This window comes from Ramlibacter sp. (genome assembly GCF_013697775.1).
Lineage (GTDB): Bacteria > Pseudomonadota > Gammaproteobacteria > Burkholderiales > Burkholderiaceae_C > Ramlibacter.
This window is the reverse complement of the sequence record NZ_JACCWG010000272.1, coordinates 1-26,901: the sequence shown is the minus strand read 5'-3', so window position 1 is coordinate 26,901 and position 26,901 is coordinate 1. Positions and strand designations below refer to the sequence as shown.

At 68.3% G+C, this 26,901-nt stretch carries 27 protein-coding genes, 1 tRNA gene and 1 pseudogene; 17 read left to right on the top strand and 12 right to left on the bottom strand.

What is annotated here, in order from left to right; genetic code table 11:
- The 3 genes and pseudogenes from H0U68_RS13430 to H0U68_RS13420 all read right to left on the bottom strand — a co-directional run.
- Nucleotides 1–201 (bottom strand): annotated as a pseudogene (locus H0U68_RS13430) (2-alkenal reductase); the annotation flags it as partial.
- A gap of 62 nt (nucleotides 202–263) precedes the next feature.
- Entirely contained in the window at nucleotides 264–1,028 is a 765-nt protein-coding gene (locus tag H0U68_RS13425; RefSeq protein ID WP_296356375.1) for a diguanylate cyclase, read from the bottom strand.
- Complete coding sequence (locus H0U68_RS13420) at nucleotides 953–1,561, bottom strand: hypothetical protein (protein WP_296356373.1); 609 nt, start codon at nucleotides 1,559–1,561, stop codon at nucleotides 953–955. Before H0U68_RS13420 ends, H0U68_RS13425 begins: the two co-directional genes overlap by 76 nt.
- Nucleotides 1,562–1,653: 92 nt before the next feature.
- Between H0U68_RS13420 and H0U68_RS13415 the strand changes: the two genes are divergently transcribed.
- Both H0U68_RS13415 and pdxA read left to right on the top strand, forming a co-directional pair.
- Complete coding sequence (locus H0U68_RS13415) at nucleotides 1,654–2,412, top strand: Nif3-like dinuclear metal center hexameric protein (RefSeq protein ID WP_296356372.1); 759 nt, start codon at nucleotides 1,654–1,656, stop codon at nucleotides 2,410–2,412.
- Nucleotides 2,409–3,431: a 4-hydroxythreonine-4-phosphate dehydrogenase PdxA gene (pdxA, locus tag H0U68_RS13410; protein WP_296356371.1), complete on the top strand. Its 1,023-nt coding sequence runs from the start codon at nucleotides 2,409–2,411 to the stop codon at nucleotides 3,429–3,431. The genes H0U68_RS13415 and pdxA overlap by 4 nt, the downstream gene beginning before the upstream one ends.
- A gap of 4 nt (nucleotides 3,432–3,435) precedes the next feature.
- Here pdxA and mscL read toward each other — a convergent pair whose 3' ends face one another.
- Nucleotides 3,436–3,876 (bottom strand): large conductance mechanosensitive channel protein MscL, encoded by a 441-nt coding sequence (mscL, locus tag H0U68_RS13405; protein WP_296356369.1) that lies wholly within the window; start codon nucleotides 3,874–3,876, stop codon nucleotides 3,436–3,438.
- A 125-nt stretch (nucleotides 3,877–4,001) separates the two neighbouring features.
- On the opposite strand from mscL, the gene petA reads away from it, so the two are divergent.
- The 6 genes from petA (at nucleotide 4,002) to H0U68_RS13375 (ending at nucleotide 8,190) form a co-directional block, all read left to right on the top strand.
- Nucleotides 4,002–4,598, top strand: coding sequence for a ubiquinol-cytochrome c reductase iron-sulfur subunit (gene petA, locus H0U68_RS13400; RefSeq protein WP_296356367.1), 597 nt, complete (start codon nucleotides 4,002–4,004; stop codon nucleotides 4,596–4,598).
- 9 nt (nucleotides 4,599–4,607) lie between these two features.
- On the top strand, nucleotides 4,608–6,020 hold the full coding sequence (locus H0U68_RS13395; protein WP_296356364.1) for a cytochrome bc complex cytochrome b subunit: 1,413 nt from the start codon (nucleotides 4,608–4,610) through the stop codon (nucleotides 6,018–6,020).
- A gap of 20 nt (nucleotides 6,021–6,040) precedes the next feature.
- Nucleotides 6,041–6,796: a cytochrome c1 gene (locus H0U68_RS13390; protein ID WP_296356377.1), complete on the top strand. Its 756-nt coding sequence runs from the start codon at nucleotides 6,041–6,043 to the stop codon at nucleotides 6,794–6,796.
- 100 nt (nucleotides 6,797–6,896) lie between these two features.
- Nucleotides 6,897–7,508, top strand: a complete 612-nt coding sequence (locus tag H0U68_RS13385; RefSeq protein ID WP_296356362.1) for a glutathione S-transferase N-terminal domain-containing protein — start codon at nucleotides 6,897–6,899, stop codon at nucleotides 7,506–7,508.
- Nucleotides 7,509–7,545: 37 nt separating this feature from the next.
- Complete coding sequence (locus tag H0U68_RS13380) at nucleotides 7,546–8,085, top strand: ClpXP protease specificity-enhancing factor (protein WP_296356360.1); 540 nt, start codon at nucleotides 7,546–7,548, stop codon at nucleotides 8,083–8,085.
- Between the two features lie 29 nt (nucleotides 8,086–8,114).
- A tRNA-Thr gene (locus tag H0U68_RS13375) sits at nucleotides 8,115–8,190 on the top strand.
- A 142-nt stretch (nucleotides 8,191–8,332) separates the two neighbouring features.
- On the opposite strand, the gene H0U68_RS13370 is transcribed toward H0U68_RS13375, so the two are convergent.
- A complete protein-coding gene (locus H0U68_RS13370) occupies nucleotides 8,333–8,662 on the bottom strand; it encodes a hypothetical protein (RefSeq protein ID WP_296356358.1) in 330 nt (109 codons plus the stop codon).
- Between the two features lie 12 nt (nucleotides 8,663–8,674).
- Between H0U68_RS13370 and H0U68_RS13365 the strand changes: the two genes are divergently transcribed.
- The 3 genes from H0U68_RS13365 (at nucleotide 8,675) to cqsA (ending at nucleotide 13,908) form a co-directional block, all read left to right on the top strand.
- Complete coding sequence (locus tag H0U68_RS13365; RefSeq protein ID WP_296356356.1) at nucleotides 8,675–9,643, top strand: M23 family metallopeptidase; 969 nt, start codon at nucleotides 8,675–8,677, stop codon at nucleotides 9,641–9,643.
- A gap of 120 nt (nucleotides 9,644–9,763) precedes the next feature.
- Nucleotides 9,764–12,529, top strand: a complete 2,766-nt coding sequence (secA, locus tag H0U68_RS13360; RefSeq protein ID WP_296356352.1) for a preprotein translocase subunit SecA — start codon at nucleotides 9,764–9,766, stop codon at nucleotides 12,527–12,529.
- A gap of 143 nt (nucleotides 12,530–12,672) precedes the next feature.
- Nucleotides 12,673–13,908: an alpha-hydroxyketone-type quorum-sensing autoinducer synthase gene (gene cqsA, locus H0U68_RS13355; RefSeq protein ID WP_296356351.1), complete on the top strand. Its 1,236-nt coding sequence runs from the start codon at nucleotides 12,673–12,675 to the stop codon at nucleotides 13,906–13,908.
- A 30-nt stretch (nucleotides 13,909–13,938) separates the two neighbouring features.
- Here cqsA and H0U68_RS13350 read toward each other — a convergent pair whose 3' ends face one another.
- Nucleotides 13,939–14,916, bottom strand: coding sequence for a response regulator (locus H0U68_RS13350; protein ID WP_296356349.1), 978 nt, complete (start codon nucleotides 14,914–14,916; stop codon nucleotides 13,939–13,941).
- A gap of 38 nt (nucleotides 14,917–14,954) precedes the next feature.
- A complete protein-coding gene (locus tag H0U68_RS13345) occupies nucleotides 14,955–16,286 on the bottom strand; it encodes a HAMP domain-containing sensor histidine kinase (protein WP_296356347.1) in 1,332 nt (443 codons plus the stop codon).
- Between the two features lie 62 nt (nucleotides 16,287–16,348).
- Between H0U68_RS13345 and H0U68_RS13340 the strand changes: the two genes are divergently transcribed.
- Nucleotides 16,349–17,017, top strand: a complete 669-nt coding sequence (locus H0U68_RS13340; RefSeq protein WP_296356345.1) for a helix-turn-helix transcriptional regulator — start codon at nucleotides 16,349–16,351, stop codon at nucleotides 17,015–17,017.
- 10 nt (nucleotides 17,018–17,027) lie between these two features.
- The gene (locus H0U68_RS13335; protein ID WP_296356343.1) at nucleotides 17,028–17,846 is read left to right on the top strand and encodes a type III pantothenate kinase; all 819 of its coding nucleotides are present in this window, start codon (nucleotides 17,028–17,030) and stop codon (nucleotides 17,844–17,846) included.
- Here H0U68_RS13335 and H0U68_RS13330 read toward each other — a convergent pair.
- Both H0U68_RS13330 and H0U68_RS13325 read right to left on the bottom strand, forming a co-directional pair.
- Nucleotides 17,832–18,938, bottom strand: a complete 1,107-nt coding sequence (locus tag H0U68_RS13330) for a M14 family metallopeptidase (protein WP_296356342.1) — start codon at nucleotides 18,936–18,938, stop codon at nucleotides 17,832–17,834. The two genes, H0U68_RS13335 and H0U68_RS13330, sit on opposite strands and share 15 nt — an antisense overlap.
- Nucleotides 18,935–20,134: a M20 aminoacylase family protein gene (locus H0U68_RS13325; RefSeq protein WP_296356340.1), complete on the bottom strand. Its 1,200-nt coding sequence runs from the start codon at nucleotides 20,132–20,134 to the stop codon at nucleotides 18,935–18,937. Before H0U68_RS13325 ends, H0U68_RS13330 begins: the two co-directional genes overlap by 4 nt.
- Nucleotides 20,135–20,202: 68 nt before the next feature.
- On the opposite strand from H0U68_RS13325, the gene argE reads away from it, so the two are divergent.
- Nucleotides 20,203–21,372 (top strand): acetylornithine deacetylase, encoded by a 1,170-nt coding sequence (gene argE, locus H0U68_RS13320; RefSeq protein ID WP_296356338.1) that lies wholly within the window; start codon nucleotides 20,203–20,205, stop codon nucleotides 21,370–21,372.
- Here argE and H0U68_RS13315 read toward each other — a convergent pair whose 3' ends face one another.
- Nucleotides 21,373–22,503: an ABC transporter substrate-binding protein gene (locus H0U68_RS13315; protein ID WP_296356336.1), complete on the bottom strand. Its 1,131-nt coding sequence runs from the start codon at nucleotides 22,501–22,503 to the stop codon at nucleotides 21,373–21,375.
- Nucleotides 22,504–22,558: 55 nt separating this feature from the next.
- Between H0U68_RS13315 and H0U68_RS13310 the strand changes: the two genes are divergently transcribed.
- Genes H0U68_RS13310 through H0U68_RS13300 form a run of 3 tightly spaced genes read left to right on the top strand, consistent with a single transcriptional unit; the run spans nucleotide 22,559 to nucleotide 26,104 of the window.
- A complete protein-coding gene (locus tag H0U68_RS13310; protein ID WP_296356334.1) occupies nucleotides 22,559–24,634 on the top strand; it encodes a molybdopterin oxidoreductase family protein in 2,076 nt (691 codons plus the stop codon).
- An 8-nt stretch (nucleotides 24,635–24,642) separates the two neighbouring features.
- Nucleotides 24,643–25,722 carry an aminopeptidase gene (locus tag H0U68_RS13305; RefSeq protein ID WP_296356332.1) on the top strand — a complete coding sequence of 360 codons (1,080 nt, stop codon included), beginning with the start codon at nucleotides 24,643–24,645 and terminating at the stop codon, nucleotides 25,720–25,722.
- Nucleotides 25,715–26,104, top strand: a complete 390-nt coding sequence (locus H0U68_RS13300) for a polyhydroxyalkanoic acid system family protein (RefSeq protein WP_296356330.1) — start codon at nucleotides 25,715–25,717, stop codon at nucleotides 26,102–26,104. The genes H0U68_RS13305 and H0U68_RS13300 overlap by 8 nt, the downstream gene beginning before the upstream one ends.
- Nucleotides 26,105–26,120: 16 nt before the next feature.
- Here the strand turns inward: H0U68_RS13300 and H0U68_RS13295 are convergent, their stop codons facing one another.
- Both H0U68_RS13295 and H0U68_RS13290 read right to left on the bottom strand, forming a co-directional pair.
- A complete protein-coding gene (locus H0U68_RS13295) occupies nucleotides 26,121–26,378 on the bottom strand; it encodes an acyl-CoA-binding protein (protein ID WP_296356328.1) in 258 nt (85 codons plus the stop codon).
- 10 nt (nucleotides 26,379–26,388) lie between these two features.
- Nucleotides 26,389–26,835 carry a hemerythrin domain-containing protein gene (locus tag H0U68_RS13290; RefSeq protein WP_296356326.1) on the bottom strand — a complete coding sequence of 149 codons (447 nt, stop codon included), beginning with the start codon at nucleotides 26,833–26,835 and terminating at the stop codon, nucleotides 26,389–26,391.
- Nucleotides 26,836–26,901 lie beyond the last annotated feature (66 nt).

The window sequence follows — 26,901 nt, the reverse complement described above, 5'->3', positions numbered from 1 at the left end:
GCGCTGCGCCGCCTGGCGGAAGCTGCCGGCCGGGCCGCCCGCGGCGGCCGGCGAGGCCGGCGCCTCGAATAGCGTGACGCCGGTGTTGCCGGTGACGGACGGGCGGCGGCCCAGCCAGTCGGGCTTGAGCGTGCCGACGACGAAATACGCGGCCAGCAGGATGGTGACCGCCTGCGAGAAGACCAGCCAGGTGCGACGCATGGTTGTTGTGTGTGTGAAAACGCGTGAAAAAGGTCTACGCAGTGTAGACCGGCGGCCGGCGCTCAGGGCCGCAGCGGGCGCTGGGCAGCTGCCGGAACCGCGTGCGGGACCAGGTGCGGCTGGGCGCGCACGTGCCGCGGCCGCCCCGGCCCCAGATTCGCTTCCTCCACCGGTACCACCTCGCGCGTGCCGGGGTTCATGGTTGCCGCGCGCGAGCGCATGCGGCGGGCCGCCTCGGCCATGCGCTGCGCGTCGTGCAGGATGTCCTCCACCGGCACCTGCGCGGGCGACAGGTGGACCACGCCCACGCCGATGTCGGCGCGCAGTTCCAGCCGCCGCCCGTCCAGCCCGGTCACCTCGATCGGGTGCCGCAGGCTGGCGGCGACCCGCAGGCCGATGGTGCGCAGCCAGGTGGGCGAGTGGATCGCCTCCACCACCGAGACGAAGCAGCGGTCCCAGTAGCGGCCCACCGGGTTCATCACGCCGACCTGGCGCTGGATGCGGCCGGCGATGGCCTGGAACAGCTGGTTGGCGCCGGCGCTGCCGGCCTGGGCAATCACCCGCTCGACGTCGAACACCACCACCGCGATCACCGCGCCGTCGCGCCGCGTGCGCCGCCGCCGGCGCTGGGCCTTGATGAGCCGCTGCACCAGGACCACGCCGCTGTGCAGGTTGGTCAGCGGGTCGCGCAGCAGCGGGTCGGCCGCCTCGCTGCGGGCCAGCACGTGCGGGTGGCGGCGCAGCCAGATCATCACGGCCACCAGGCTGTTGGCGAGCACCATGCACAACGCCGCGAGCGCCTGCATCGCCGCGCCCAGGTCGGCCACGCCGCGGTCAGCGCGTACAGGCCGCCGATGGCCGGGATCGTCAACCCGGTGGCGACGGCCATGCCGAGCGCCAGCCGGTCGCCCAGCAGGAAGCCGCGCAGCATCAGCCAGCACCCCAGCGCGCTGTTGAGCAGGCAGACCGCGGCCGCGGCCGGAAGCTGCTGCGCCTGCGGCAGGACCAGGCACCCCAGGCCGGCCGCCGGCTGCACCCACGTCGCCAGCCGCAGCGCGGCGTCCATCAGACTGTCGCGCTGCCGCGCCGAGAGCCAGCCGCGCGCCCAGTGGTTGCCCAGCCCATTGGCCAGCGGCCCGATCAGGACCTGGGCCACCTGCAGCACTTCCTGCGTGGAGGGCCACAGCGCCTGTGCCAGGCCGCTCAGCAGCATGACGAAGGCGATGGACAGCAGGTGGTAGCCCAGGCCGCGCAGGATCGCGGCACTGCCGACCGAGAGCAGTTCGGCCAGGTTGAACAGGAACACCAGTCCCATGGCGCCTGCGGCCATGCTCCAGATCACCAGCTCCAGCATGCTCACGGCTGCGTCCTCCTGAGGCGACGCGCCATTATTGATGGGTCCGGCAGCGTTGCAAAGCACGGGGCCATAGGACAATGCGGCAAGGAACGCCCATGACCCGCCGCCAAGAACTTCTGCAGGCCTTCGACAGGCTGCTCGAACCCGCCCGCTTCAAGGATTACGGTCCCAATGGCCTGCAGGTTGAGGGACGCGAGGAGGTGCGCCGCATCGTCTCGGGCGTGACCGCCAGCCGCGCGCTGATCGAGGCCGCGGTGCAGCAGGGCGCGGATGCCGTCTTCGTGCACCACGGCCTGTTCTGGCGCGGCCAGGACGGCCGGGTGACCGGCTGGATGAAGCAGCGCCTGGCGCTGCTGCTGGCCCACGACATCAACCTGTTCGCCTACCACCTGCCGCTGGATGCGCATGCCGAACTGGGCAACAACGTGCAGCTCGGCCTAAAGCTCGGCCTGAAAGCCGAGGGCCGCTTCGGCGACCAGGAGCTGGGCTTCATCGGCGGGCGCGCCGATGGCGGCACCTTCCGCGATACCGTGGAGCTGGCCGCGCACGTGGAGCGCGCGCTGGGCCGGCACGCGACCCGCATCGACGCCGCGCCGGGGCCGGTCGGCCGCATCGCCTGGTGCACCGGCGGCGCGCAGGGCTTCTTCGAAGCCGCCATCGCGGCCGGCGCGCAGGCCTTCATCACCGGCGAAATCTCCGAGCCGCAGGCGCACTACGCGCGCGAGAGCGGCGTGTCGTTCCTGGCCTGCGGCCACCACGCCACCGAGCGCTACGGCGCGCCAGCGGTGGCCGCCCACGTCGCCGCGGCGCTCGGGCTGGAGCACCGCTTCATCGACATCGACAATCCGGCATGAGCGCCCTCGCGCCGCTGGCCATCACGCTGGGCGATCCGGCCGGCATCGGCCCGGAGATCATCGCCAAGGCATTCCGCGATGCGCCGGATGCGATGCAGGGCTGCTTCGTGGCCGGCGAGCTGGGCTGCATGCGGCGCGGCACCGGTTTCGCCGCTGCGCAGGGCATTCCCTTGCCGGTCGCCGAGATCGCGGCACCGGGCGAGGTGGCGCACGTGCCGCCACGCTGCATCCCGCTGCTGCCGGTGGTGCGCTGCGACGGCGCGCTGCCGCCAATCGGCCAGGTGAGCGCGCAGGCAGGGCGCATCGCTGGCGATTGCGTCACCTGGGCCGCGCGCGCCGCCTTGCGCGGCGAGATCGCTGGACTGGTGACCGCGCCGCTGCACAAGGAGGCGCTGTCCGCCGCCGGCGTGTCCTTTCCCGGCCACACCGAGCTGCTGCAATCAGAGGCGGCCGCGCACCTGGGCGTTTCGGTGGCGCTGCTGCCGGTGCGCATGATGCTGGCCAACGACGAATTGCGCACCGTGCTGGTCAGCATCCACGTGTCGCTGCGCGACGCCATCGACGCGGTCACGCGGGACAACGTGCTGCAGACGCTGCGCATCGCACACACCTCGCTCGCCGCGCTGCTGGCGCGCGCGCCGCGCATCGCGGTGGCGGGGCTCAATCCGCATGCGGGCGAGGGCGGCCTGTTCGGCCGCGAAGAGCTGGAGGTGATCGTGCCCGCGATGGCGCAGGCGCGTGCCGAAGGCATCGACGCGCACGGCCCGTTCGCGCCCGACACGGTGTTCATGCGCGCGCGCCGCGGCGAGTTCGACGCGGTGGTCGCGATGTACCACGACCAGGGCCTGATTCCGGTGAAGTACATGGGCGTGGAGCAGGGCGTGAACGTCACGCTCGGCCTGCCGCTGGTGCGCACCAGCCCGGACCACGGCACGGCGTTCGACATCGCCGGCAGCGGGAAGGCCGACGCCTCCAGCCTGGTGGCCGCGGTGCGGATGGCCCGCCGCCTGGCGGCCTAAGGCCCTACCGAACCGACTTCAGGCCGTCGCGGATTTCGCGCAGCAGGAGGATGTCTTCGGGCGTGGTTACCACGGCCACCGGGACGGGCTCGGCGGGCTGTTCGCGCTTGAGCCGGTTGATCTGCCGGACCATCAGGAAAATCACGAAGGCCAGCACCAGGAAGTTCACCGCCACGGTGATGAAGTTGCCCCAGGCCAGCACCGGCACGCCGGCTTTCTTCAGCGCCTCCAGCGTCATCGGCGTGCCCGCCGGCGCGGTGCCCAGCACGGTGAACATGCTGGAGAAATCGAGCTTGCCCACCACCAGGCCGATGACCGGCATCACGATGTCGCCGACCAGCGAATCGACGATCTTGCCGAAGGCCGCGCCGATGATCACGCCCACGGCAAGGTCCACCACGTTGCCCTTGACGGCGAACTGCCTGAACTCGCTCATCATTCCCATGCCCGGCTCCTTGTTGCGTTGTCGGCGGAAGTATCGCCGAGCGCCTGGGTGCGCCGTTGGATCGGCTGTAATCGCTCCGCTACAATCGCGGGTTGACCCCAATTCAGCAAGCCTTTGAGGACCCCATGAGCAACTCCTCGGTGGACCCGAGCAAAAGGACGTGGTTGATCGCGTCCACTTGCGCCGGCGTGGCCGGCGGCATCGCGACCGCTGTTCCCTTCGTCAGCAGCTTCCAACCTTCCGAGCGTGCCAAGGCGGCCGGAGCCCCGGTCGAGGTGGATATCTCCGCGCTCAAGCCCGGCGAGAAGATCACCGTCGAATGGCGCGGCAAGCCGGTGTGGATCCTCAAGCGCACGCCGGAGATGCTGGCGGGCCTGAAGAAGGCCGACAACGCGGTGTCCGACCCCAAGTCGCAGCGCAACGCGTATCCCACGCCCGATTACGCGAAGAACGAGTGGCGCTCCATCAAGCCCGAGATCTTCATCGCGGTGGGCATTTGCACGCATCTGGGCTGCTCGCCCACCGACAAGCTCCAGCCCGGCGCGCAGCCCTCGCTGCCGGACGACTGGCAGGGCGGCTTCCTGTGCCCCTGCCACGGCTCCACATTCGACCTGGCGGGCCGCGTGTTCAAGAACAAGCCCGCGCCCGACAACCTGGAAGTGCCGCCGCACACCTACCTGTCCGAGACGCGCCTGCTGATCGGCGAAGACAAGAAGGCCTGAGCGAGCACCATGGCTGAATTCAAGGAAATCTCCCCCAACGCCAGTGCCGGCGCCAAGCTGAACAACTGGCTAAACAACCGCTTCCCCACGGCGTTCGACGCCTACCGGGTGCACATGTCGGAGTACTACGCTCCGAAGAACTTCAACTTCTGGTACTTCTTCGGCTCGCTGGCGCTGCTGGTGCTGGTGATCCAGATCGTCACCGGCATCTTCCTGGTGATGCACTACAAGCCGGACGCGGCGCTCGCGTTCAGCTCGGTCGAGTACATCATGCGCGACGTGCCCTGGGGCTGGCTGATCCGCTACATGCACTCCACCGGCGCCTCGGCGTTCTTCGTGGTGGTGTACCTGCACATGTTCAAGTCGCTGATCTACGGCAGCTACCGCAAGCCGCGCGAACTGGTGTGGATCTTCGGCTGCACCATCTTCCTGATGCTGATGGCCGAGGCTTTCTTCGGCTACCTGCTGCCCTGGGGCCAGATGTCCTACTGGGGCGCGCAGGTGATCGTGAACCTGTTCGCGGCCATTCCGTTCGTCGGCCCCGACCTGGCGCTGCTGATCCGCGGCGACTACGTGGTGTCCGATGCCACGCTGAACCGCTTCTTCAGCTTCCACGTGATCGCCATCCCGCTGGTGCTGCTGGGCCTGGTGGCGGCGCACCTACTGTCGCTGCACGACGTGGGCTCCAACAACCCCGACGGCGTCGACATCAAGGGCCCCAACGCCCCGCGCGACGCCAACGGCCATCCGGTGGACGGCATCCCGTTCCACCCGTACTACAGCGTGCACGACATGGTGGGCGTCGGCGTGTTCCTGATGGCGTTCTCCGCCATCATCTTCTTCGCGCCGGAACTGGGCGGCTACTTCCTGGAGTACAACAACTTCATTCCGGCCGACCAGTTCAAGACCCCGCCGCACATCGCGCCGGTCTGGTACTTCACGCCGTTCTACTCCATGCTGCGCGCCACCACCGACGTGATGGTCGACGTGCTGTGCGTGCTCACCGCGCTGGCCGCCATCGCCGCCGTGGTGAAGGGCCGCCTGCCCACCATCGGCAAGGGTGTCGTCATCGCCGCGGCGATCATCGGCATCCTGATGCTGAAGACCTTCGACGCCAAGTTCTGGGGCGTGGTGCTGATGGGCGGCGCGGTCATCATCCTGTTCTTCCTGCCCTGGCTGGACGCGAGCCCGGTGCGCTCGATCCGCTACCGGCCGGGCTGGCACAAGGTGCTGTACGGCATCTTCGTGGTGTTCTTCCTGGTGCTGGGCTACCTCGGCATCCAGCCGCCGTCGGACGTCGGCACCGTGATCGCGCAGATCGGCACGGTCTACTACTTCGGCTTCTTCCTGCTGATGCCGCTGTGGAGCCGCCTGGGCCGCTTCAAGCCGGTGCCCGAGCGCATCACCTTCGCCGCGCACTGAGGACGGAGCCGCTAACCATGATGAAAAAACTCATCCTCCTCGCAATGCTGGCGTTCGGCGTGGCTGCGGGCGCGCACGCCTCGGGCGGCGACCTGGTCTGGGACAAGGCGCCGAGCAGGACCAACGACCTACCGGCGCTGCAGAACGGCGCCAAGCTGTTCGTCAACTACTGCCTGAACTGCCACTCGGCGGCGTTCATGCGCTTCAACCGGTTGAAGGACATCGGCCTGTCCGAGCAGCAGATCAAGGACAACCTGCTGGTCGGCACCGACAAGGTCGGCGACACAATGAAGTCGGCCATCGACCCGCGGCAGGCCAAGGATTGGTTCGGCGCCAACCCGCCCGACCTGACCTTGATCGCGCGCTCGCGTTCGGGCCATGGCGGCACCGGTGCCGACTACCTCTACACCTACCTGCGCACCTACTACCGCGACCCGGCCAAGGCGACCGGCTGGAACAACCTGGCCTTCCCCAACGTCGGCATGCCGCACGTGCTGTGGGAACTGCAGGGCGAACGCGAGCCGATCTTCGAAAAGATCGAGGAGCACGGCCACAAGGTCGAGGTGTTCAAGGGCTGGCGCCAGGTCAGCCCGGGCACGATGACGCCGGCGCAGTACGACCAGGCCGTGGGCGACCTGGTGAGCTACCTGCAATGGATGGCCGAGCCGGGGCAGAACTCCCGCGTGCGCATCGGCGTCTGGGTGCTGCTGTTCCTGCTGGTGCTGACGGTGATCTTCTGGCGCCTGAACGCGGCGTATTGGAAAGACATTCATTGACGGTGGAAGGCGCGGCCCGGTGGTTTCCGGGCACGCTGCCTCGCTGTTTTTTCCGAGTGGGCACACGCCCACTCTTTTGGTTTTATAGGAGCCCCACATCATGATGGTGCTGTATTCGGGAACCACCTGCCCCTTCTCCCACCGCTGCCGCTTCGTGCTGTTCGAAAAGGGGATGGACTTCGAGATCCGCGACGTCGACCTGTACAACAAGCCGGAAGACATCAACGTGATGAACCCGTACGGGCAGGTTCCGATCCTGGTGGAACGCGACCTGATCCTGTACGAGTCGAACATCATCAACGAGTACATCGACGAGCGCTTCCCGCATCCGCAGCTGATGCCCGGCGACCCGGTGGACCGCGCGCGCGTGCGGCTGTTCCTGCTCAATTTCGAGAAGGAACTGTTCGTGCACGTGAGCACGCTGGAGTCGCGCGCCGCCAAGTCGCAGGAGAAGATGCTGGAGAAGGCGCGCAACCACATCCGCGACCGCCTGACCCAGCTCGCGCCGGTGTTCTTGAAGAACAAGTACATGCTGGGCGAGAACTTCTCCATGCTCGACGTGGCCATCGCGCCGCTGCTGTGGCGCCTGGATTACTATGGCATCGAGCTGTCCAAGAACGCGGCACCGCTGTTGAAGTACGCCGAGCGCATCTTCTCGCGCCCGGCCTACATCGAGGCACTGACGCCGTCGGAAAAGGTGATGCGCAAATAAGCGCATGGCGGCTCCCCGGAGCTGCTGCAAAGAGACGATGAACGCACTCGAATCCACATCCACGCGGCCTTACCTGATCCGGGCGCTGTACGACTGGTGCACCGACAACGGCTTCACGCCGTACGTCGCGGTGCTGGTCGACGACACCGTGCAGGTGCCGCGCGAGTACGTGAAGAACGGCGAGATCGTGCTGAACATCAGCTTCGACGCCACCAGTTCGCTCAAGCTGGGCAACGAGTTCATCGAGTTCAAGGCGCGCTTCGCGGGCACGGCACGCGAGATCATGGTGCCGGTCAGCCGCGTGATCGCGATCTATGCGCGCGAGAACGGCCAGGGCATGGCCTTCCCGATGCCGGCGCCCGGCGGCAACAGCGACGAGCCGTCCAAGCCGTCGCCGCTGACCAGCGTGCTGGCGGCTGGCAGCACGCCGCCCGAAGCCGAGGGCAAGGTGGTTCAGCTGGTGCCCGAGTCCGGCAACAGCAGCCATGGCGGCGGCCAAAGCGGCACCTCCGGCCCCGATGCGGAACCGCCGCGCCCGCCGTCGGGCCCGCGCCCATCGTTGAAAAGAATCAAGTAATCTAGCACGTCGCCGCGCCCTGCGGCAGAGCCGATTTAGCTCAGTTGGTAGAGCAACCGCCTTGTAAGCGGTAGGTCGTCCGTTCGATTCGGACAATCGGCACCAAAGATATTCATTCGAAAAACACGCAGTGTTTTTCGAATGCTCTTGATCAGAAGACGAATGCCGGAGTGAATCCGGCATTCGTCTTTGGGAGGCTGCGCTGCGCGTTGCTGCGCGCAGCCTGTTGCCGCTAGCGGTTTTTGCTCTATCGGTAAGACTTTTGCCCGCTTCCAACCTTCAGGCGTATTGAGGTAACCTCCCATCCCCGGCTGCTGAGCTTGGCCTGGAAGGCAGGTAACGACTGCCTGAGCTTGGCCGCAGCGGCGGAGCTGTCCACCAGCAGGCACCAGGAGGTCCCCTCGATGGGACCCGGCCTGACGGCGGTGCGCAGCGCGAAAGGAATCAGGGATTCGATGGCCAGCAGCCGCTCGGCCGACTCGCGCGTCAGCTCCACGAGCCGCGCGAAGGTCGGGGAGCCTTGCGCCGCTTCGTGCAATGGCACGGCGTAATGGCGGCGGCTGGTGGGTGAGGACATGGAGGGGACGCGTTGCATTTCATTATCACGGATGCCTGGCTGGCCAAGAGCCGGGCGATTCACCTGAGCGGCACCAAGCTGCTGCTCGCATTGATCGGCCTGTCGTTCGTCCTGGTGGTCCTTGCCGCGGGCCTCTACCACCTGGTGTTCCTCAAGGGCGCGCGCGAAGGCTGGCCCGTCATCGGCACGCTGGTCAAGCTGGTGGTGAAAGACGAATTCGAGCAGCGCGACCGCTTCATGCGCGAGAACCTCGACGCCATGGCGCGCAAGCTGGGCGAGATGCAGGCCAAGCTGGTGCAGCTGGAAGCGCTCGGCGAGCGCGTCTCGGGCTTGGCCGGCGTCAACCCCGCGGAGATCAAGGCCGCGCCCGGCCGCGGCGGCGCCCTGGTGTCGGGCCGCTCGCTGTCGATGGAGGAGCTGCAGGCCACGCTGCGCGACCTGGACCAGCTGACCGAGAGCCGCGCCGACCTGCTCACGGTGATGGAATCGCGCCTGCTCGACCAGAAAATCCGCACCATGATGCTGCCCACGCAGATGCCGGTGCAGTTCGGCCACCTGGGTTCGCCCTTCGGCTGGCGCATCGACCCGTTCACCGGCCGCTCGGCGCTGCACACGGGCGTGGACTTCGAGGCGCAGACCGGCGCGCCCATCGTGGCGGCCGCGGGCGGCGTGGTGGTGACGGCCGAAGTGCACCCGGCCTACGGCAACATGGTGGAGATCGACCACGGCAACGACCTGGTCACCCGCTATGCGCACGCCTCGCGCCTGACGGTGAAGAAGGGCGACCTGGTCAAGCGCGGGCACAAAGTCGCCGAGGTCGGCACCACCGGCCGCTCCACCGGGCCGCACCTGCACTTCGAGGTGCTGGTGCAAGGCGTGCCGCAGAACCCGCAGAAATTTTTGGACGCCGGCCAGAACGCCGCTCCCGCCGGGCAGGCCGTGGCCAAGGCCGGCCACCGCCGGAATCCCGCCAGCAGGTAAAATCCGCGGTTTGCCGCCGCACGCGGGCTTGCAAAGGCCGGGGGCGAGCGCCACTTCATCCTGATCAAAGGATTTGCACTGCCCTGCGGCTCCAATGGGCTGCAGGGCAGCATTGCGTTCATGGCCAACAACAACATCCTCACCAAGATCTTCGGTTCCCGCAACGACCGCCTGCTCAAGCAGTACCGTCGCACCGTGGAGCGCGTCAACGCGCTGGAGCTGCAGCTCGAACCGCTGTCCGACGACGCGCTGCGCGACAAGACGCAGGAATACCGCCAGCGCATCGCCGGCGGCGAGACGCTCGACGACCTGCTGCCGGAGGTGTTCGCGCTGGTGCGCGAAGCCTCCAAGCGCGTGATGAAGATGCGGCACTTCGACGTGCAGATGGTGGGCGGCATCGCGCTGCACCAGGGCAAGGTGGCCGAGATGCGCACCGGCGAGGGCAAGACCCTTACCGCCACGCTGGCGGTGGTGCTGAACGCGCTGGCCGGCAAGGGCGTGCACGTGGTCACGGTGAACGACTACCTGGCCAACCGCGACGCGAAGTGGATGGGCAAGCTGTACAACTTCCTCGGCCTGTCGGTGGGCGTGAACCTGCCGCAGATGGCGCGCGAGGAGAAGCAGGCGGCCTACCGCGCCGACATCACCTACGGCACCAACAACGAGTTCGGCTTCGACTACCTGCGCGACAACATGGTGTACGAGACCGGCGACCGCGTGCAGCGCCTCTTGAACTACGCCATCGTCGACGAGGTGGACTCGATCCTGATCGACGAGGCGCGCACGCCGCTGATCATCAGCGGCCAGGCCGAGGACCACACCGGCCTGTACATCGCCATCAACGACATGGTGCCGCAGCTGACCAGGCAGGAAGGCGAGGCCGACCCGCGCACCGGCGAGGGCGTGACCAAGCCGGGCGACTTCACGGTGGACGAGAAGTCGCACCAGGTGTTCCTGACCGAGCAGGGCCACGAGAACGCCGAGCGCATCCTGGCCGGCATGGGCCTGATTCCCGAGGGCGCCACGCTGTACGACCCGGCGAATATCTCGCTGATGCACCACCTGAACGCGGCGCTGCGCGCGCGCCACCTGTACCACCGCGACCAGCATTACGTGGTGCAGGAAGGCGAGATCGTCATCGTCGACGAATTCACCGGCCGCCTGATGTCGGGCCGCCGCTGGAGCGACGGCCTGCACCAGGCGGTGGAGGCCAAGGAAGGCGTGCAGATCCAGCCGGAGAACCAGACGCTGGCCTCCATCACCTTCCAGAACTATTTCCGCCTGTACGGCAAGCTGTCGGGCATGACCGGAACGGCCGACACCGAGGCCTACGAGTTCCAGGAAATCTACGGCCTGGAAACCATCGTGGTCCCGCCGAACCGCCCGAGCAAGCGCGACGACCAGCTGGACCGCGTGTACAAGACCACGCGCGAGAAGTACGAGGCCGCCATCGAGGACATCCGCGAGTGCTACAAGCGCGGCCAGCCGGTGCTGGTGGGAACCACCTCGATCGAGAACTCGGAGATCATCGCGCAGCTGCTGCAAAAGCACGACCTGCCGCACCAGGTGCTCAACGCCAAGCAGCACGCGCGCGAAGCCGACATCGTGGCGCAGGCCGGCCGCCCGACGATGGTCACCATCGCCACCAACATGGCGGGCCGCGGCACCGACATCGTGCTGGGCGGCAACCTGGAGAAGGCCATCGAGGCGGTCGAGGCCGAAGAGGCGCTGGACCGCGCGGCCAAGGACGCGCAGATCGCCCAACTGCGCACGCAGTGGCAAAAGGACCATGAATTCGTGGTGACCCAGGGCGGCCTGCGCATCATCGCCACCGAGCGCCACGAGTCGCGCCGCATCGACAACCAGCTGCGCGGCCGGTCGGGGCGCCAGGGCGATCCGGGCTCCTCGCGCTTCTTCCTGAGCCTGGACGACCAGCTGATGCGCATCTTCGCGGGCGACCGCGTCAAGGCCATCATGGAGCGCCTGAAGATGCCCGACGGCGAGGCCATCGAGGCCGGCATCGTCACGCGCAGCATCGAAAGCGCGCAGCGCAAGGTGGAAGGCCGCAACTTCGACGTGCGCAAGCAACTGCTGGAATACGACGACGTCGCCAACGACCAGCGCAAGGTGATCTACCAGCAGCGCAACGACATCCTCGACGCGCAGGCGCTGGGCGCGCAGATCGCCGCGCTGCGCGAAGGCTGCTTCACCGACCTGGTGCACCAGTACGTGCCGGCGGAATCGGTGGAGGAGCAGTGGGACATTCCCGGCCTGGAGAAGGCGCTGGCCGAGGAGTGGGGCATCCAGCTCGCGCTGCAAAAGGAAGTGCAGGAATCCAGCGCCATGACCGACGAGGACATCGCCGAGAAGGTGGTCGCGGCCGCCAACCAGGCGTTCCAGGCCAAGCTGGAGCAGATCGGCGAGGAGAACTTCACCCAGTTCGAGCGCGTCGTGCTGCTGCAGACGCTGGACAGCCACTGGCGCGAACACCTGTCCGCGCTCGACTACCTGCGCCAGGGTATCCACCTGCGCGGCTATGCGCAGAAGCAGCCGAAGCAGGAATACAAGCGCGAAGCCTTCGAGCTGTTCGGCCAGATGCTGGACGCGGTGAAGAACGAGGTCACGCGCGTGCTGATGACCGTGCAGGTGCAGTCCAGCGAACAGCTCGAACAGGCGGCCGAGGACATGGAAGAACGCGCCGAGCAGATCGCCAACGTCACCTACACCGCGCCCACCGAAACCGGCGAGGTTGAAAGCGTGGTGGACCAGAGCACGGCGCCGGGTCCGCGGGTGGCCGCAGCCGAGCTGCCGCGTGTCGGCCGCAACGACCCCTGTCCCTGCGGCAGCGGCAAGAAATACAAGCACTGCCACGGCCAGCTGAGTTGAGCTGACCCGCCCGGCGAGGCCATCTTTCGCGCTTCTGCGGGAGTTTGGTAACGACGTGTCACAAACCTGTCAGGTCTGACAGGTTATGACACTTGTTCTATAGCAACTTTCTCTTCAATGGCGACACTTGAAGAGGAGTTTTTATGCAAGTTGCCATTCGCCCCCCTGTCGATGCCGGTGAACCTGGCCTGTCGCCACGCCTGCGGCAGCGCATCGAGACGGAGTTCAAGCCACGCTGGGAGAACGATTGGGGATGCAAGTTCGTCACCCACGGCATCGCGCCCGGCGCCGATGCGGTGCGCCTGGACGGAAACGACTATCTCTCGCTCACCGGCCATGCGGACATCCTGAACGCGCAGCTGCAAACGCTGCGCCGCAACCAGGAGTTCGTGGTGCAGTCGGGCGTGTTCCAGCTCGATGGCAGTCCCGCCTCGCGCTTCGAGCAGGCGATGGCGCAATGGATCGGCAAGGAGGGCGGCCTCCTGTGCCAATCCGGCTACGCGGCAAATCTCGGCCTGATCCAGGTGGTGGCGGATCCGCAGACGCCCTGCTACGTGGACAGCCTGGCGCACATGTCGCTGTGGGAGGGCGTGCGCGCCGCGGGCGCGCCGGCGGTTGCGTTCCGCCACAACGACCCGGAGAACCTGGAGCGCATGATCGCGCGCAGCGGCCCGGGCCTGGTGATCGTGGACTCGGTCTACAGCACCACCGGCGCGCTGTGCCCGCTGTCGGCGATGGTGGACGTGGCCGAGCGCCACGGCTGCATGATCCTGGTCGACGAATCGCATTCGCTGGGCACCCACGGGCCGCAGGGGCGCGGGCTGTGCGCGCAGCTGGGGCTGACCGGGCGCGTGCACTTCATCACCGCCAGCCTGGCCAAGGCGTTCGCCGCGCGTGCTGGCTACTTCACCATGCCCGACGAACTGCGGCCCTACCTCATGTGCCACAGCTATCCCAGCATCTTCAGCTCCTGCCTGCTGCCGCACGAGGTCGAGGCGCTGCAGGCCACGCTGGACGTGGTGCGCCACAGCGACGGCGCGCGCATCAAGCTGCGGCGCAACACGCAGCGGCTGCGCCGCGCCTTCGCGGACCTGGGCTACCCGATCCACCATGGTTCCGAGCAGATCATTTCGCTGGAAGCCGGCCCGGAGGTCGAGACGCTGGCGCTGCGCGACAAGCTCGAGGCGCGCGGCGTGTTCGGCGCCGTGTTCTGCGCGCCGGCCACCAGCCGCAACCGCTCGATGGTCCGCCTCACCTTGAACGCCGCGCTGACGGATGCCGAGATGGACCACGTGGAAGCGGTGGCGCGCGAGATCGCGCCGCAGGTCAAGCCCTGGGAGTGGGCGATCGCGCGGCGCCAGCGCACACGCCAGGCCTGAAGCCCCGGCGTGCCGCGCCGGATCCAGCCCTCAGTGCTGGACCTGGCGGCGTTCCTGGCGCGCCAGCCAGCGGCTGTAGCTGTTCTCCGCATCGGGGCTGTAGGCCGACGGCACCGGGAACAGCGTACCCAGCAGCGGTCCGCCTTCGCCCACCGGGAAGGCCGGCAGCAGCTCGCAGGGTTCGGTCATGGCCAGGGCCTGGCGCAGCTCCAGATTGGCGAGCTGGCGGCCCTCGCGGATGTCCGCCAGCCCCGCTGGCGGCACGCCTTCCATCTCGGCGAGTTCGGCCAGCGTCTTGAGTGCCTCACGCGTTTCCAGCTGCAGCCAGCTCACGTTGCCGGCCGCGTCCATGCCCAGCATGCCGAACGGCGCGCCGATCACCACGTGCTCGACCCAGCGCTTGGCCGCATAGGCGGCCAGGTCGCGCGCCACCGAGGCCTGGCGCAGCAGCGCGTTCTGTTCGGGGTTGAGCGTGGCGCGCCAGATCTGTCCGTGGCGCGCATGCGCGGTGGACAGCAGGTGATCGACCGCCTCGACCAGGCGGCGCGAGATGTCGGGCAGCTGCTTGGGAATGAACTGGTCGATCAGGCCGCGGTTGAAGGCGCGCACGGCCACCTGCTCGTCGGCCTGGCCGGTCAGCAGCACGCGCGAGCCGGGCCAGTCCACCAGCTCCGACAGCACCTGCAATCCGTCCATGCCGGGCATGGAAAAGTCGACCACGCACACGCGGGTGAGCGCGAAGCGTTCGGAGTATTTGGACCAGTAGCCCAGGATCTGCGGGATCAGCGCCTTGCCGCCGCGCCACTGCTCCACCAGCTGCTGCTGGTTCCAGGCATCGGCTTCCCAGAACGGCGGCTCCTGCGCCAGGTAGTGGATGCACTCGGTGGGCCGCAGGAACAGCTTCACGTGCCATTGGCGCGGCAGCACCATGGCCAGCATCTCCAGGTAATCTGGATCGTCGTCAAGAAAGACGATGGTGCCGGGGCGGTGGAAGAGTGGGAGGTTCATGGACGGCGGCGCTCACGTTCGGATACTACGCTCATGGTTCAGTGGGCCAACGGGAGTTCCACCGTGAAGATGGCGCCCTTGAGCGGTGCGGATTTCACGCGGATGGATCCGCGTGCGCTATGGACGACCCGCTGGCAGAACGCCAGGCCGAGCCCGTGTCCCGTGCCTCGGTCGGTGGAGAAGAAGGGCTGGAAGATGCGCGCCTGCAATTCCTCGTCCATGCCGACGCCGCGGTCGTTGAAGACGATGCGCCCGCGGTCGCGGATCACCCCCACCTCGACCAGCAGGTCACCCGGCTGGCTGGCGGTGCTGGCCGCGGCCAGCGAGCGCAAGGCGTTCTTGATCAGGTTGTCGATCACCTGGGCGAACAGCACGCGCGAGCCGCGGAAATGGAAGTCCGTATGGACGTGCACGCGCACGCAGTCGCGCTCGCGGCTGCTGCGGTACGGAAAGTGCTCCACCGCCTCGCGCACCAGCGTGCCGGCGGACACTTCCTCGGCGTGTGGCGGCAGGTGCATCAGCCGCGCGTTGGCGATCTGCATGTCGATCTGGTGGTTCATGTTGCGCACCAGGTGTCCCAGGCGCTCGGCCAGCTTCTCCATGCGTTGCGCGCCGGCGCCGCCGGCTTCCGAAGCCTCGTTGCGCACCGCCTCGCCGATCAGCTGCATGGTGGCCAGCGGCGTGCGCAGCTCGTGCGCCATGATCCCCATGGTTCCCAGCGTGTGGTTGAGCTGCTCGCGGCGCAGGTTGGAAGAGGAAATGCCGAGGATCAGGGCCATGAACCAGCAGAACGCGAGAACCATCGCGTTGGTGGCGATCTGCTCGAGCGCCATGTCCGGCAGCTGCGGACCGATCGCGCGGAACATCAGCCACGCCGCAGCCAGGCCCGAAATGCTGCCCACCGTGGCGATGCGCCAGTCCGTCAGGTGATAGTAGATGAGGAACATCGCGCCCAGGGTCGCCAGCCACACGGTGTTGCCGTGGTTGCAGAAATACATCCAGGCGAAGAACCACGGCAGCGTGAGCCAGAAGACCGCCGAATAGCTCACCGCGGCGAGCCGGCCGGGCGGCGACGCCGTGATGCCGGGGAACAGCAGCAGGCAGGCTCCCAGCACGCTCATGAGCAGGCGAAGCACGGGGTTCTCGTAGGGCTGCGGCAACCAGCCGCTCCAGATCAGGTAAAACAGCGGGTGGCCGATCGCCGTGGACAAACCCAGTGCCCGGATGCGCCAACGGGAAGGATGCAAAATGGGCTCGACCAGCGGCCGCACCACTTCATTGGATGCCCACGAGCGCACGTGCGCCGCGACGCCTTCGTAGAAGGCGCGCAGCGACGACTGTGGCGTGCGCCGGGCAAACTCTTCATTCATCATCAGGGGCAGGGTCAATGGTGATATTGTCACAGACCCGTCAGAGAGGAAATGACAAGTCCATGGAGGTCCCTGTTAACTTTGACAGTGTCGGCCTGGACGGCATCCTCAACGACTGGGTTGCCGCGTTGCGGGAATTCTCCGTGGAAGCGGTCGCGGTGCTCGGGCCCGATCCCTTCGGAGGTCCCGAAGACCGGCAGGTCATGGCCGTGCATCCGCCGGTCATGGCGGACGCCGCGCAGGCGCTGGCCGAGAGCCGCGATTTCGGAGCGCCCTGGCGCGACTCCGATGCGCCGCTGGTGGCGTGGCAGTACATCGCCAAGTCCGACCACCTGAGTTCCAGCCGCTGGCGCATGCTGTGGCTCGCGCACGGTTTCCAGACCGTGGTGCGGGTGGAGTTCTCGCTGCCCGCAAGCCGCGCGTTCGAATGCTTCATGTTCAGCCCGCGCGAACTCACCGACCGCGCGGAAGCGGCGTCGCTGGTGTGGTCGGCCCTCAACATCTGGCCGATCGTCAAGCGCTCGATCGCCACCGCGCGTTCCACGCTCAGCCCGCGCGAGCGCGAATGCCTGGTGCTCGCATTCCAGGGACTGACCGCGCGCGAGAGTTCGCAGCGCCTGCGCTGCAGCGAGCGCACCGTGAACTACCACCTGGCCAATGCCATGGGCAAGCTGAAGGTGGACAACAAGATGGCTGCCATCCAGCGCGCGTGCTGGCTGGGCGCCATCTGACGGTGCCCGCATGTCCGCCGCGTTGCAACAGCAGCAGCAAGGGCCGCAGCGCCTGCTGGCCATCGACATCGGCAACACGCGCCTGAAGTGGGCGCTGTACGAGGCGCCGCGGCCGGGCGCGACGTTGCTCGCGCAGGGCGCCGAATTCCTCGAGAACATCGACAAGCTGGCCGACGGTCCCTGGGCCGGGCTGGCCGCGCCGCAATGGATGCTGGGTTCCACCGTGGCCGCCGATGCGGTGAAGCGGCGCGTGGAGCAGCAGATGGACGAACTGTGGGACGTGGAGTCGCACTGGGTGGTGTCCGGCGCCGCCGAGGCCGGCCTCAGCAACGGCTACGACCATCCCACGCGCCTGGGCGTGGACCGCTGGGTGGCGATGATCGGCGCGCGCCACCGCGTGCTGGCGCAGGGCGCTGCGCGCCCGATGGTGCTGGCCATGGTGGGCACGGCGGTGACGGTGGAGGCGGTGGATACGGAGGGCCGCTTTCTCGGCGGGCTGATCCTGCCGGGCCACGGCATCATGCTGCGCGCGCTGGAGTCGGGCACCGCCGGCCTGCACGTGCCGACCGGCGAGGTGCGCGAGTTCCCCACCAACACCAGCGACGCGCTTACCAGCGGCGGCACCTATGCGATTGCCGGCGCGATCGAGCGCATGGTGCTGCACGTGCGCCGCCACTGCGGCGCCGAGCCGGCCTGCCTGATGACGGGCGGCGCCGGCTGGAAGATGGCGCCGCACATCCAGGTGCCGTTCGAATTGGTGGAAAGCCTGATCTTCGACGGCCTGCTGGAGATCGCAGGGCGGCGCTTTTCCGAATCAGCCTTCGGCTAGCCCATTCACGGCCTGGAACATCGACTCGCGCGCCTGCGCGAGGATCTGCGCGCGCCAGGCGTCGGTATCCACGTAGAACGCGTCCATCAAGCCCTGCTTGATCTGCCGGGCCTGTTCAGCCGGCGCTTCGGGATGGACGTTCAGCCAATGCTCGGCGCGCAGCGCCTGCATGGTGTCCAGCACCGGCACCGTGCCGTATTCCATCGCGATGCCGGTGTACTGGGCTTGCGGGCATTCCTCGTAGATGCACCAGCCCATCAGGCCGGTCAGGACGGCCGCACTCGACGAGCCGTCGAACATCGAGGTGACCGGCGTCTTGCCGCCGCCATCCCACCACTTGCGCGCGCGCGCCACCGAAACCGCGTCGTTCTTGCCGGAATAGATGCGCTCGCCCAGCCCGGCCGGGCCCAGGCCGGTGTGCAGGTCGATCCATGAGATGCGCGCGGCGCGGCGGCCATGCGCGCGCAGCACCTCGCGGATCGCCTTGTTGCTCCAGGTCGGCCCGCTGCCGCCGTAGAACAGGCCTTCAGGGAATTCGTGCTGGCCGCCGGTGACGGCGGCCTGGTAGGCGGCTTCGCCGCGCGCGGCCAGGTACGCGTCGATGGCGGCGGTGTTGTCGTCGCTCGGCGGCCACTGCGCGGGCAGCAGCAGCGGGTGCAACTCGCGGTAGGCGTCGTTGGCCGGCAGCGGCTTGGAGAAGTCGTGGAAGTTGCGGTTCAGGTCCACGTTCTCGTGCGTGGTGCGCCGGATGTGCGAGAAGCCATAGGGGTTGAGCGCGTGCAGGTAGAGCACGGCGACGCCGTGGGCGCGGGCATGCTCGCGCCATTCGGCGTCCGCCAGCGCGGCGACCTGCACGCCGCTGCCGCAATAGCCTTCCACGCCATGGCAGGCGCTGCTCAGCACCAGCAGGTTGGCAGCGTCCGGCGGGCCGTCGCGCGCCACGTCCATCGCCAGTTGCTCGCCGTCGCGCCCGGGCAGCGGATGCGGCTTGGACTCCACCTGCAGGCCCGCGCTGGCCGCCGCCTGCAGGAATTTCTCGCGCGCTTGGGCGTAGCTGGCCGAGAACGTCGGGTGCGCGGTTGCCGGCTTCATGCGCGCCCCTGCCGGCCCAGCCAGGCTTCGGCCAAGCGCACCCAGTACGTGGCGCCCAGCGGGATCAGGTCGTCGTTGAAGTCGTAGCTCGGGTTGTGCAGCGCGCAGGGACCGGCGCCGTGGCCCATGTCGCGGTGCGCGCCTTCGCCGTTGCCGATGAAGCAGTAGGCGCCCGGCTTTTCCTGCAGCATGTAGGCGAAGTCTTCGCCGCCCATGGTGGGTTCCTGCACCAGCACGTTGTCCGCGCCCACGATCTGCGCCATGACGCCGCGCGCGAAGTCGGCTTCGGCCGCGGTGTTGACGGTGGGCGGGTAGTTGCGGTCGAACACGAAGTCGCACTGCGCCTCGTGCGCCGCGCACACGTGCTCGGCCACCGTGCGCATGCGGCGCTCCATCAGGTCCATCACGTCCAGGCTGAAGGCGCGCACCGTGCCCTGCAGCTCGCAGCTGTCGGGCACCACGTTGGTGGCCTCGCCGCCATGGATCATGGTGACCGAGATCACGCCCGCATCCACCGGCTTCTTGTTGCGGCTGATGATGGTCTGGAAGGCCTGCACCATCGCGCAGGCCGCCGGCACCGGGTCGACGCCGTTGTGCGGCATGGCGCCGTGCGCGCCTTTTCCGCGCACCGTGATCCTGAACTCGCCGGTGGCGGCCATCACCGGGCCGGGGCTGACGGCGAACTGGCCCACCGCCATGCCGGGCCAGTTGTGCATGCCGAACACGGCCTCCATGGGGAACTGCGTGAACAGGCCGTCGCGCATCATTTCGTGGGCGCCGCCGCCGCCTTCTTCGGCCGGCTGGAAGATCAGGTAGACGGTGCCGTCGAAATTGCGGTTCTTGGCGAAATGCTGCGCCGCGCCAAGCAGCATCGCCACATGCCCGTCGTGCCCGCACGCGTGCATGCGCCCGGCGTTCCGGCTGGCGTGGGCGAAGGTGTTCTTCTCGCTCATCGGCAGCGCGTCCATGTCGGCGCGCAGGCCGATGGCGCGGCTGCCGGTGCCGTTCTTCACGATGCCCACCACGCCGGTCTTGCCCATGCCGCGGTGCACCGGAATTCCCCATTCGGTGAGCTGCCGCGCCACCAGGTCGGCGGTGCGCACTTCTTCGAAGCAGAGCTCGGGGTGGGCGTGGATGTCGCGCCGCAGCGCCGTGATGGAGGCGGCCTGCGTGACGATGGTGTCCAGAAGCTTCATGTCAGTTGTTTCCTGGAGAGAGAAGGGGAGTCTAGCGGGGGTGCCAGCGAATCGGCCAGAATGGGGTGATGCATAGCACAAGTGTCTCGCCCCCGGCGCTGGAACTGGCGCGCGCCATGGTGGCCGTCAATACCGTCAGCGCCAATTCCAACCTCGCGCTGATCCACATGATCCGCGACGAACTGGCCCGCTTCGGGGTGGCCAGCCGGCTCACCTACAACGCCGACAAGACCAAGGCCAACCTGTTTGCCACCCTGGGCGAGGGCAAGCCGGCCGGCGTCATCCTGTCGGGCCACACCGACACGGTGCCCTGGGACGGGCAGGACTGGAGCACCGATCCGCTGGCCGCGCAGGTGAAGGACGGCAAGCTGTTCGGCCGCGGCTCGGCCGACATGAAGGGCTTCATCGCCATGGCGGTGGCGCAGGCCGGCCGCTTCCTGGAAAGCGACGCGCCGTTCGCGGTGCACTTCGCCTTCAGCTACGACGAGGAGGTCGGCTGCTTCGGCGTGAAGGAGCTGATTGCCGACATGCGCGAGGCCGGCATCGCGCCGCTCGCCTGCATCGTGGGCGAGCCCACCAGCATGGTGCCGGCCATCGCGCACAAGGGCGTGTACCGCTACCGGTGCTGCGTGCGCGGCAAGGCCGCGCACTCGTCGCTCACGCCGCAGTCGGTCAACGCGATCGAGATGGCGGCGCGGGTGGTCGGCCGGGTGCGCGACATGGCCGAGGATTTCGAGCGCAGCGAGCCGCGCTACGACGGCTTCGACGTGCCGTTCTCCACCTCCAGCGTGGGCCAGTTCCACGGCGGCATCGCCGACAACGTGGTGCCGCTGGATGCCGAGTTCCACTACGAATTCCGCAACCTGCCGACCGCCGACGCGGCCGCGATGCAGGCGCAGGTGGTGGAGTACGCCCGTTCGCTGGAGCCGGCGATGCAGCGCGTCGCGCCCGACGCCGGTTTCCGCTTCGAGCCTATCTGCGAAGTTCCCGGCTTCCTGGGCTCGGCCGACGACGGCGTGACGCGGCTCGCGCAGCGGCTGGCCGGCACGCGCGAAACCACGCTGGTGGCGTTCGGCACCGAAGCAGGCCTGTTTCACCGCGCCGGCATTCCCACCGTGGTGTGCGGGCCGGGCAGCATCATGCAGGCCCACCAGCCGGACGAGTACGTTTCGCTCGAGCAGCTGGCGCGCTGCGAGTCCTTCCTGCGGGACTTGGCAGCGGTCAAGGAGATTGGCTGATCACTCCCGCAGCTTGCCCTGCGAATCGATCAGGCTGAGCTCGACCAGCTTGGAGGCCACGCGGTCGTTGGCGAAGTGCACCCGGAAGCCGCCGACGTTCACGTCGTCCATGCCGTCCAGTGCCTTCTTGAATTTCGCACGGCTCAGCTCGCCCTTTGGCGCGCGGCGCAGCGCCTCGCTGAAGATGCGCGCGGCGATGTAGCCCTCCAGCATGTAGACGTTGGGCTTGCCGAGGTTGGCCGCCTGCGCGTCGGCCATCATCTCGCGCACCACCGGCACCTTGGCGGTGTCGCTCTTGGGCACCACGCGCACCACCACCACCCCGGCACCCACCGTGCCCAGCTGCTCGGCCAGCAGGCTTTCGCCGGTGCTGGAAAAGCCATAGACCGGCCCGCGAAAGCCCTTGGCGCGCAGCTCGCGCACGGTGCTGGCGGCGGTGGACGCGTCGGTGATCACCAGCAGCGACTCCGGCTTGGCAGCGATGGCCTTGTCCACGCCCGCGGCTACCGCCCCGGCCGCCACCGTGGTGTTGACCACCAGGTTGGCGCCCAGGCCGCCCATGGTGCGCACGGCGGAGTCGAGCGCGGCCAGCGCTTCGCCGTCGCTGGCGTGCAGGATGCCCAGCTTGCGCGCGCCCAGCGTCTCGGCATGCCGCGTGATGGCGGCCGCTTCCTCGGCGTAGCCGGGGCGCAGCGAGTACACGTTGCCGTACATGGCGCCGCGGAATTCGTCGGCAGCCGCCATCGGGGCGAACAGCAGCACGTCGCCATCCTTGATGAGCGGGTAGGCGGCCGTGACCTGCGGCGAGCCGTAGTAGCCGAACAACGCGAACACGCCTTGCTCCAGCAGCTTCTTGGTGTTGCCGGCGGCGGTGTCGGCGCTGCCGCGGTCGTCCAGCGTGACCAACTCCACCTTGCGCCCGTTGATGCCGCCGGCGGCGTTCAGCCGGTCGAAGTAGAGCTTGGCGCCCTGGTGGAACGGCACGGCCAGTGTGGCGCCGGGACCCGTGAGGGCGACGGACTGGCCCAGCACGATGCTGGTTTTCGTCAGGCCGTCCTGCCCCTGTGCGGCCCCCGCGAATGCCAGGGCGGCTACCATGGCGCCAAGCGCCAACCCACGTAAGAACTTCATTGCAGATCTCCTGCCTGGGGTTACAACGACTTACATCAAACCATAGGCTTCATTCATGGAGAGCACCATCGGCGTTTCCCCGGCCATGGGCGCCGTAACCACACGCACCGTGGTGCGCGGCGCCTGCCCGCACGACTGCCCGGACACCTGCGCGCTGCTGACCACGGTGGAAAACGGCGTCGCGGTCAAGGTGCAGGGCAACCCGGAACACCGCCCCACCGACGGCGTCCTGTGTACCAAGGTGTCGCGCTACGCCGAGCGCACCCACCATGCCGAGCGCGTGCTGCAGCCGATGCGCCGGGTCGGACCCAAGGGGGCGGGCCGTTTCGAGCCGGTGAGCTGGGGCGCCGCGCTGGACGACATCGCCGGCCGCCTGCGCGCCATTGCTGCGCGCAACCCCGAAGCCATCCTGCCCTACAGCTACGCCGGCACCATGGGCCTGATCCAGGGCGACGGCATGGCCGCGCGCTTCTTCCACCGCCTGGGAGCTTCGCTGCTCGACCGCACGATCTGCTCGTCGGCAGGCACCGAAGGCCTGAACCAGACGCTGGGCGGCAAGGTCGGCATGAAGGTGGAGTTCTTCCGCGAATCGCGCCTCATCATCATCTGGGGCAGCAACTCGATCGGCAGCAACCTGCACTTCTGGCGCATCGCGCAGGAGGCCAAGCGCAACGGCGCGAAGCTGGTGTGCATCGACCCGCGCCGCACCGAGACCGCCGAGAAATGCCACGAGCACGTGCAGCTGCTGCCCGGCACCGATGCCGCCCTGGCGCTGGCGCTGATGCACGAGCTGGTCGTCAACGACTGGCTGGACCACGACTATCTTGCGCGTTACACCCTGGGCTGGGAGGCGCTGCGCGAACGCGCGCTGCGCTGGACGCCCGAACGTGCCGCCGCTGTGTGCGGCATCCCGGCCGAGCAGATCCGCGGCCTAGCGCGCGACTACGGCACCACGCAGCCGGCCGCCATCCGCCTGAACTACGGCATGCAGCGCGTGCGCGGCGGCGGCAACGCGGTGCGCGCGGTGGCCAGCCTGCCGGCGCTCACCGGCGCCTGGCGGCACCGCGCGGGCGGCATGCTGCTGTCGAGCTCGGGCATGTTCCCGGTGAACAGCGCCGCGCTGCAGCGGCCCGACCTGCTGGCCGGGCGCACGCCGCGGACCATCAACATGGTCACCATCGGCAACGACCTGCTGCGCGACGCCTCGCCCGCGTTCGGCCCGCGCGTGGAGGCGCTGGTGGTCTACAACAGCAACCCGGTGGCGGTGGCGCCGGAATCAAGCAAGGTGGTGGCCGGCTTCGCGCGCGAGGACCTGTTCACCGTGGTGCTGGAACACTTCAAGACCGACACCGCCGACTATGCCGACTACCTGCTGCCGGCCACCACCCAGCTGGAGCACTGGGACGTGCACCTGGCCTACGGCCACACCGACGTGCTGCTGAACCGGCCCGCCATCGCGCCGCTCGGCCAGGCCAAGCCCAACACGCAGGTGTTCCGCGAGCTGGCGCGCCGCATGGGCTTCGACGAGCCCTGCTTCGCCGACGACGACGAGACGATGTGCCGCACCGCCTACGAAGGGCGGGTGGAGTTCGGCGAGCTGCTGTCGCGCGGCTTCGCCAGCCTGCGGATTCCCGACGCGCCGTTCGCCGAGGGCGGCTTTCCCACGCCGTCGGGCCGCTGCGAATTCTTCAGCGAACGGCTGGCGCGCCAGGGCCTGGATGGCCTGCCGGACCACCTGCCCAACTACGAGGTGCCGGGCTCCAGCGCCGCCTATCCGCTGGCGATGATCTCGCCGCCCGCGCGCAACTTCCTCAACTCCACCTTCGTCAACCTGCAAAGCCTGCGCGACAGCGAGGGCGAGCCGCTGGTGGAAATCCACGCGGCGGATGCGCAGGCGCGCGGCATCGCGGACGGCGCCGTCGTGCGCGTCTTCAACGACCGCGGCTCCTACCTGTGCAAGGCGCGGGTGTCGGCGCGCGCGCGCCCCGGCGTGGTCAACGGCCTGGGCGTGTGGTGGCGCAAGTTCGGGCTGGAAGGCACCAACGTCAACCAGCTCACCAGCCAGCAACTGACCGACATGGGACGCGGGCCGGTGTTCTACGACTGCCTCGTGGACGTGCGGCTGGCGTGAGGCGGGGGATGCGACTGGGCCTGATCGGAACCATGGCGGCGCTGGCGGTGACGCTGTCGCTGGGCGGCTGCGCCAACCTGGGCTATTACCTGCAGTCCGCCACCGGGCACCTGAAGCTGATGGCTGCGGCCAAGCAGGTGCCCGACTGGCTGGGCGACCCGGCCACGCCGCAGCGGCTGAAGGACAAGCTGGCGCTCACGCAGCGCATCCGCGACTACGCGGTGGCCGAACTCAAGCTGCCGGACAATCCCAGCTACCGCCGCTATGCCGACCTGCACCGCAGCGCGGCGGTGTGGAACGTGGTGGCGGCGCCGGCGTACTCGCTCACGCTCAAGACCTGGTGCTTCCCGGTCACCGGCTGCGTCGGCTACCGCGGCTACTTCGACGAGGCGCAGGCGCGCGAGGAGGCGCAGGCGCTGGCGCAGCAGGGCCTGGAATCGGAGTCGTACCCGGTGCCGGCCTATTCCACGCTGGGGCTGATGAACTGGGCCGGCGGCGACCCGCTGCTCAACACCTTCATCCAGTACCCCGAAGGCGAACTCGCGCGGCTGATCTTCCACGAGCTGGCGCACCAGGTCGTCTACGCCAAGGGCGACACCATGTTCAACGAATCCTTCGCCACGGCGGTGGAGCGCCTGGGCAGCGCGCGCTGGCTGGAAACGCAGGCGTCGCAGCCGGCGCGCGACGAATACGCGCAGTTCGACAGCCGCAGGCGTCAGTTCCGCGCGCTCAATCAGGCCACGCGCGAGCGGCTGTCGGCGATCTACGACACACCAGGCCTCGAGCCCGACGAACGCGCGCGGCGCAAGGCCGGGGCGATGGGCGACTTCCGTGCGCAGTACCAGCAGCTGCGCGCGGGCTGGAGCGGCGACCCCGCGCGCTGGCGCGGCTACGACCGCGCCGTGGAGCGCGCCAACAACGCGTCGTTCGGCGCGCAGGCCGCGTACGACGAGCTGGTCCCCGGCTTCGAGGCGCTGTTCCGGCGCGAGGCCAGCGACTGGCAGCGCTTCTACGCGGCGGCGCGCGCGCTCGCCGAACTCTCCCAGGAGGAGCGCCACAAGCGGCTGAAGGACGGTGTGCATGGCTAAGGTCCACATCGAGCGCGCCCACGGCCTGGGCCTGGACGCTGCGCGCCGGCTGGCGCAGCGCTGGACCGAGGTGGCGCGCGCCAAGCTGGAGATGGAATGCGCCTACGCGCAGGGCGAGGCGGGCGACGTGGTGCGCTTCAAGCGCAGCGGCGCCGCGGGCGAGCTGCGCGTGGACGGCGAGCGCTTCGTGCTGGACGCCAAGCTCGGCCTGCTGCTGTCGCCCTTCAAGGGCCGCATCGAGCAGGAGATCGCGGGCAACCTGGACCGCCTGCTGGCCGAGGGCGACCCGCTGCAGGCATTCGATGCGGCGCTGGCGCGCCGTGCCGAAGCGAAGAAGGACAAGGAGAAAGAGGAGGACAAGCAGAAGAAAGGCCGCGCCTGAGGCGGCCGCGGCGGGGTCAGCCCAGCGAGCGGATCAACTCGACGTACTGGCGCATCGCGTCGTCGCACGAATTGCCTTTGAGCTTGTTCCACGCGTCCCACTTGGCGCGGCCGATCATGTCGCCGAAGCCCGGCTTGGCGCCGGCCACGTCGCCTTCGGTGGCCTGCTTGTACAGGGCATAGATCTGCAGCAGCGTCGGGTTGTCGGGCCGCTGCGCGAGCTGGCGCGAACCGGCGACGGCAGCCTCGAAGTCGGATTGGAGTTCGTCCGCCATGGCGTCGCCCTCAGGCTTCCCGTTCGTGCAGGTTGGCGAATTCCGCCTCGTAGTCGCGTCCGAGCGATTCCTTCTGTTCCTCGGTGAGCACCTGCCCGGCCTGCGCGAAGAACTTGTTCTCCTCCTCGCCCAGGTGGTGCTCGATTTTCTCGCAAAGCTTCTTCGCGCCGGCTTCCCATTCGGGCGTGCGCGTGTCGATGCCTTCGAGGTCTTCGACCATCTCGTCCATCTGGTGATGTTCGGCGATGGCGTGGCGCGACAGGTCCACGGTGGTGTCGTGCTCGAACAGCGGAACGTAGAAGCAGCGCTCCTCGGCCGTCTCGTGGGCGACCAGCTCGGCCTTGAGTTCGAGGAAGATGCGGTGGCGGTCCTTGCCTTCGGCGGGGGCGGCGAGCAGGCTGGCGGTCAGCTCGCGCTGGGTCTGGTGGCTGGCGATCAGCGCATGGAAAATGTTCATGGCCGCCATTCTGGATGAGCCCGCCTGCCCGGGCTGTAGGTTCGCCGCGTGCGCGCCTGTCAGGCG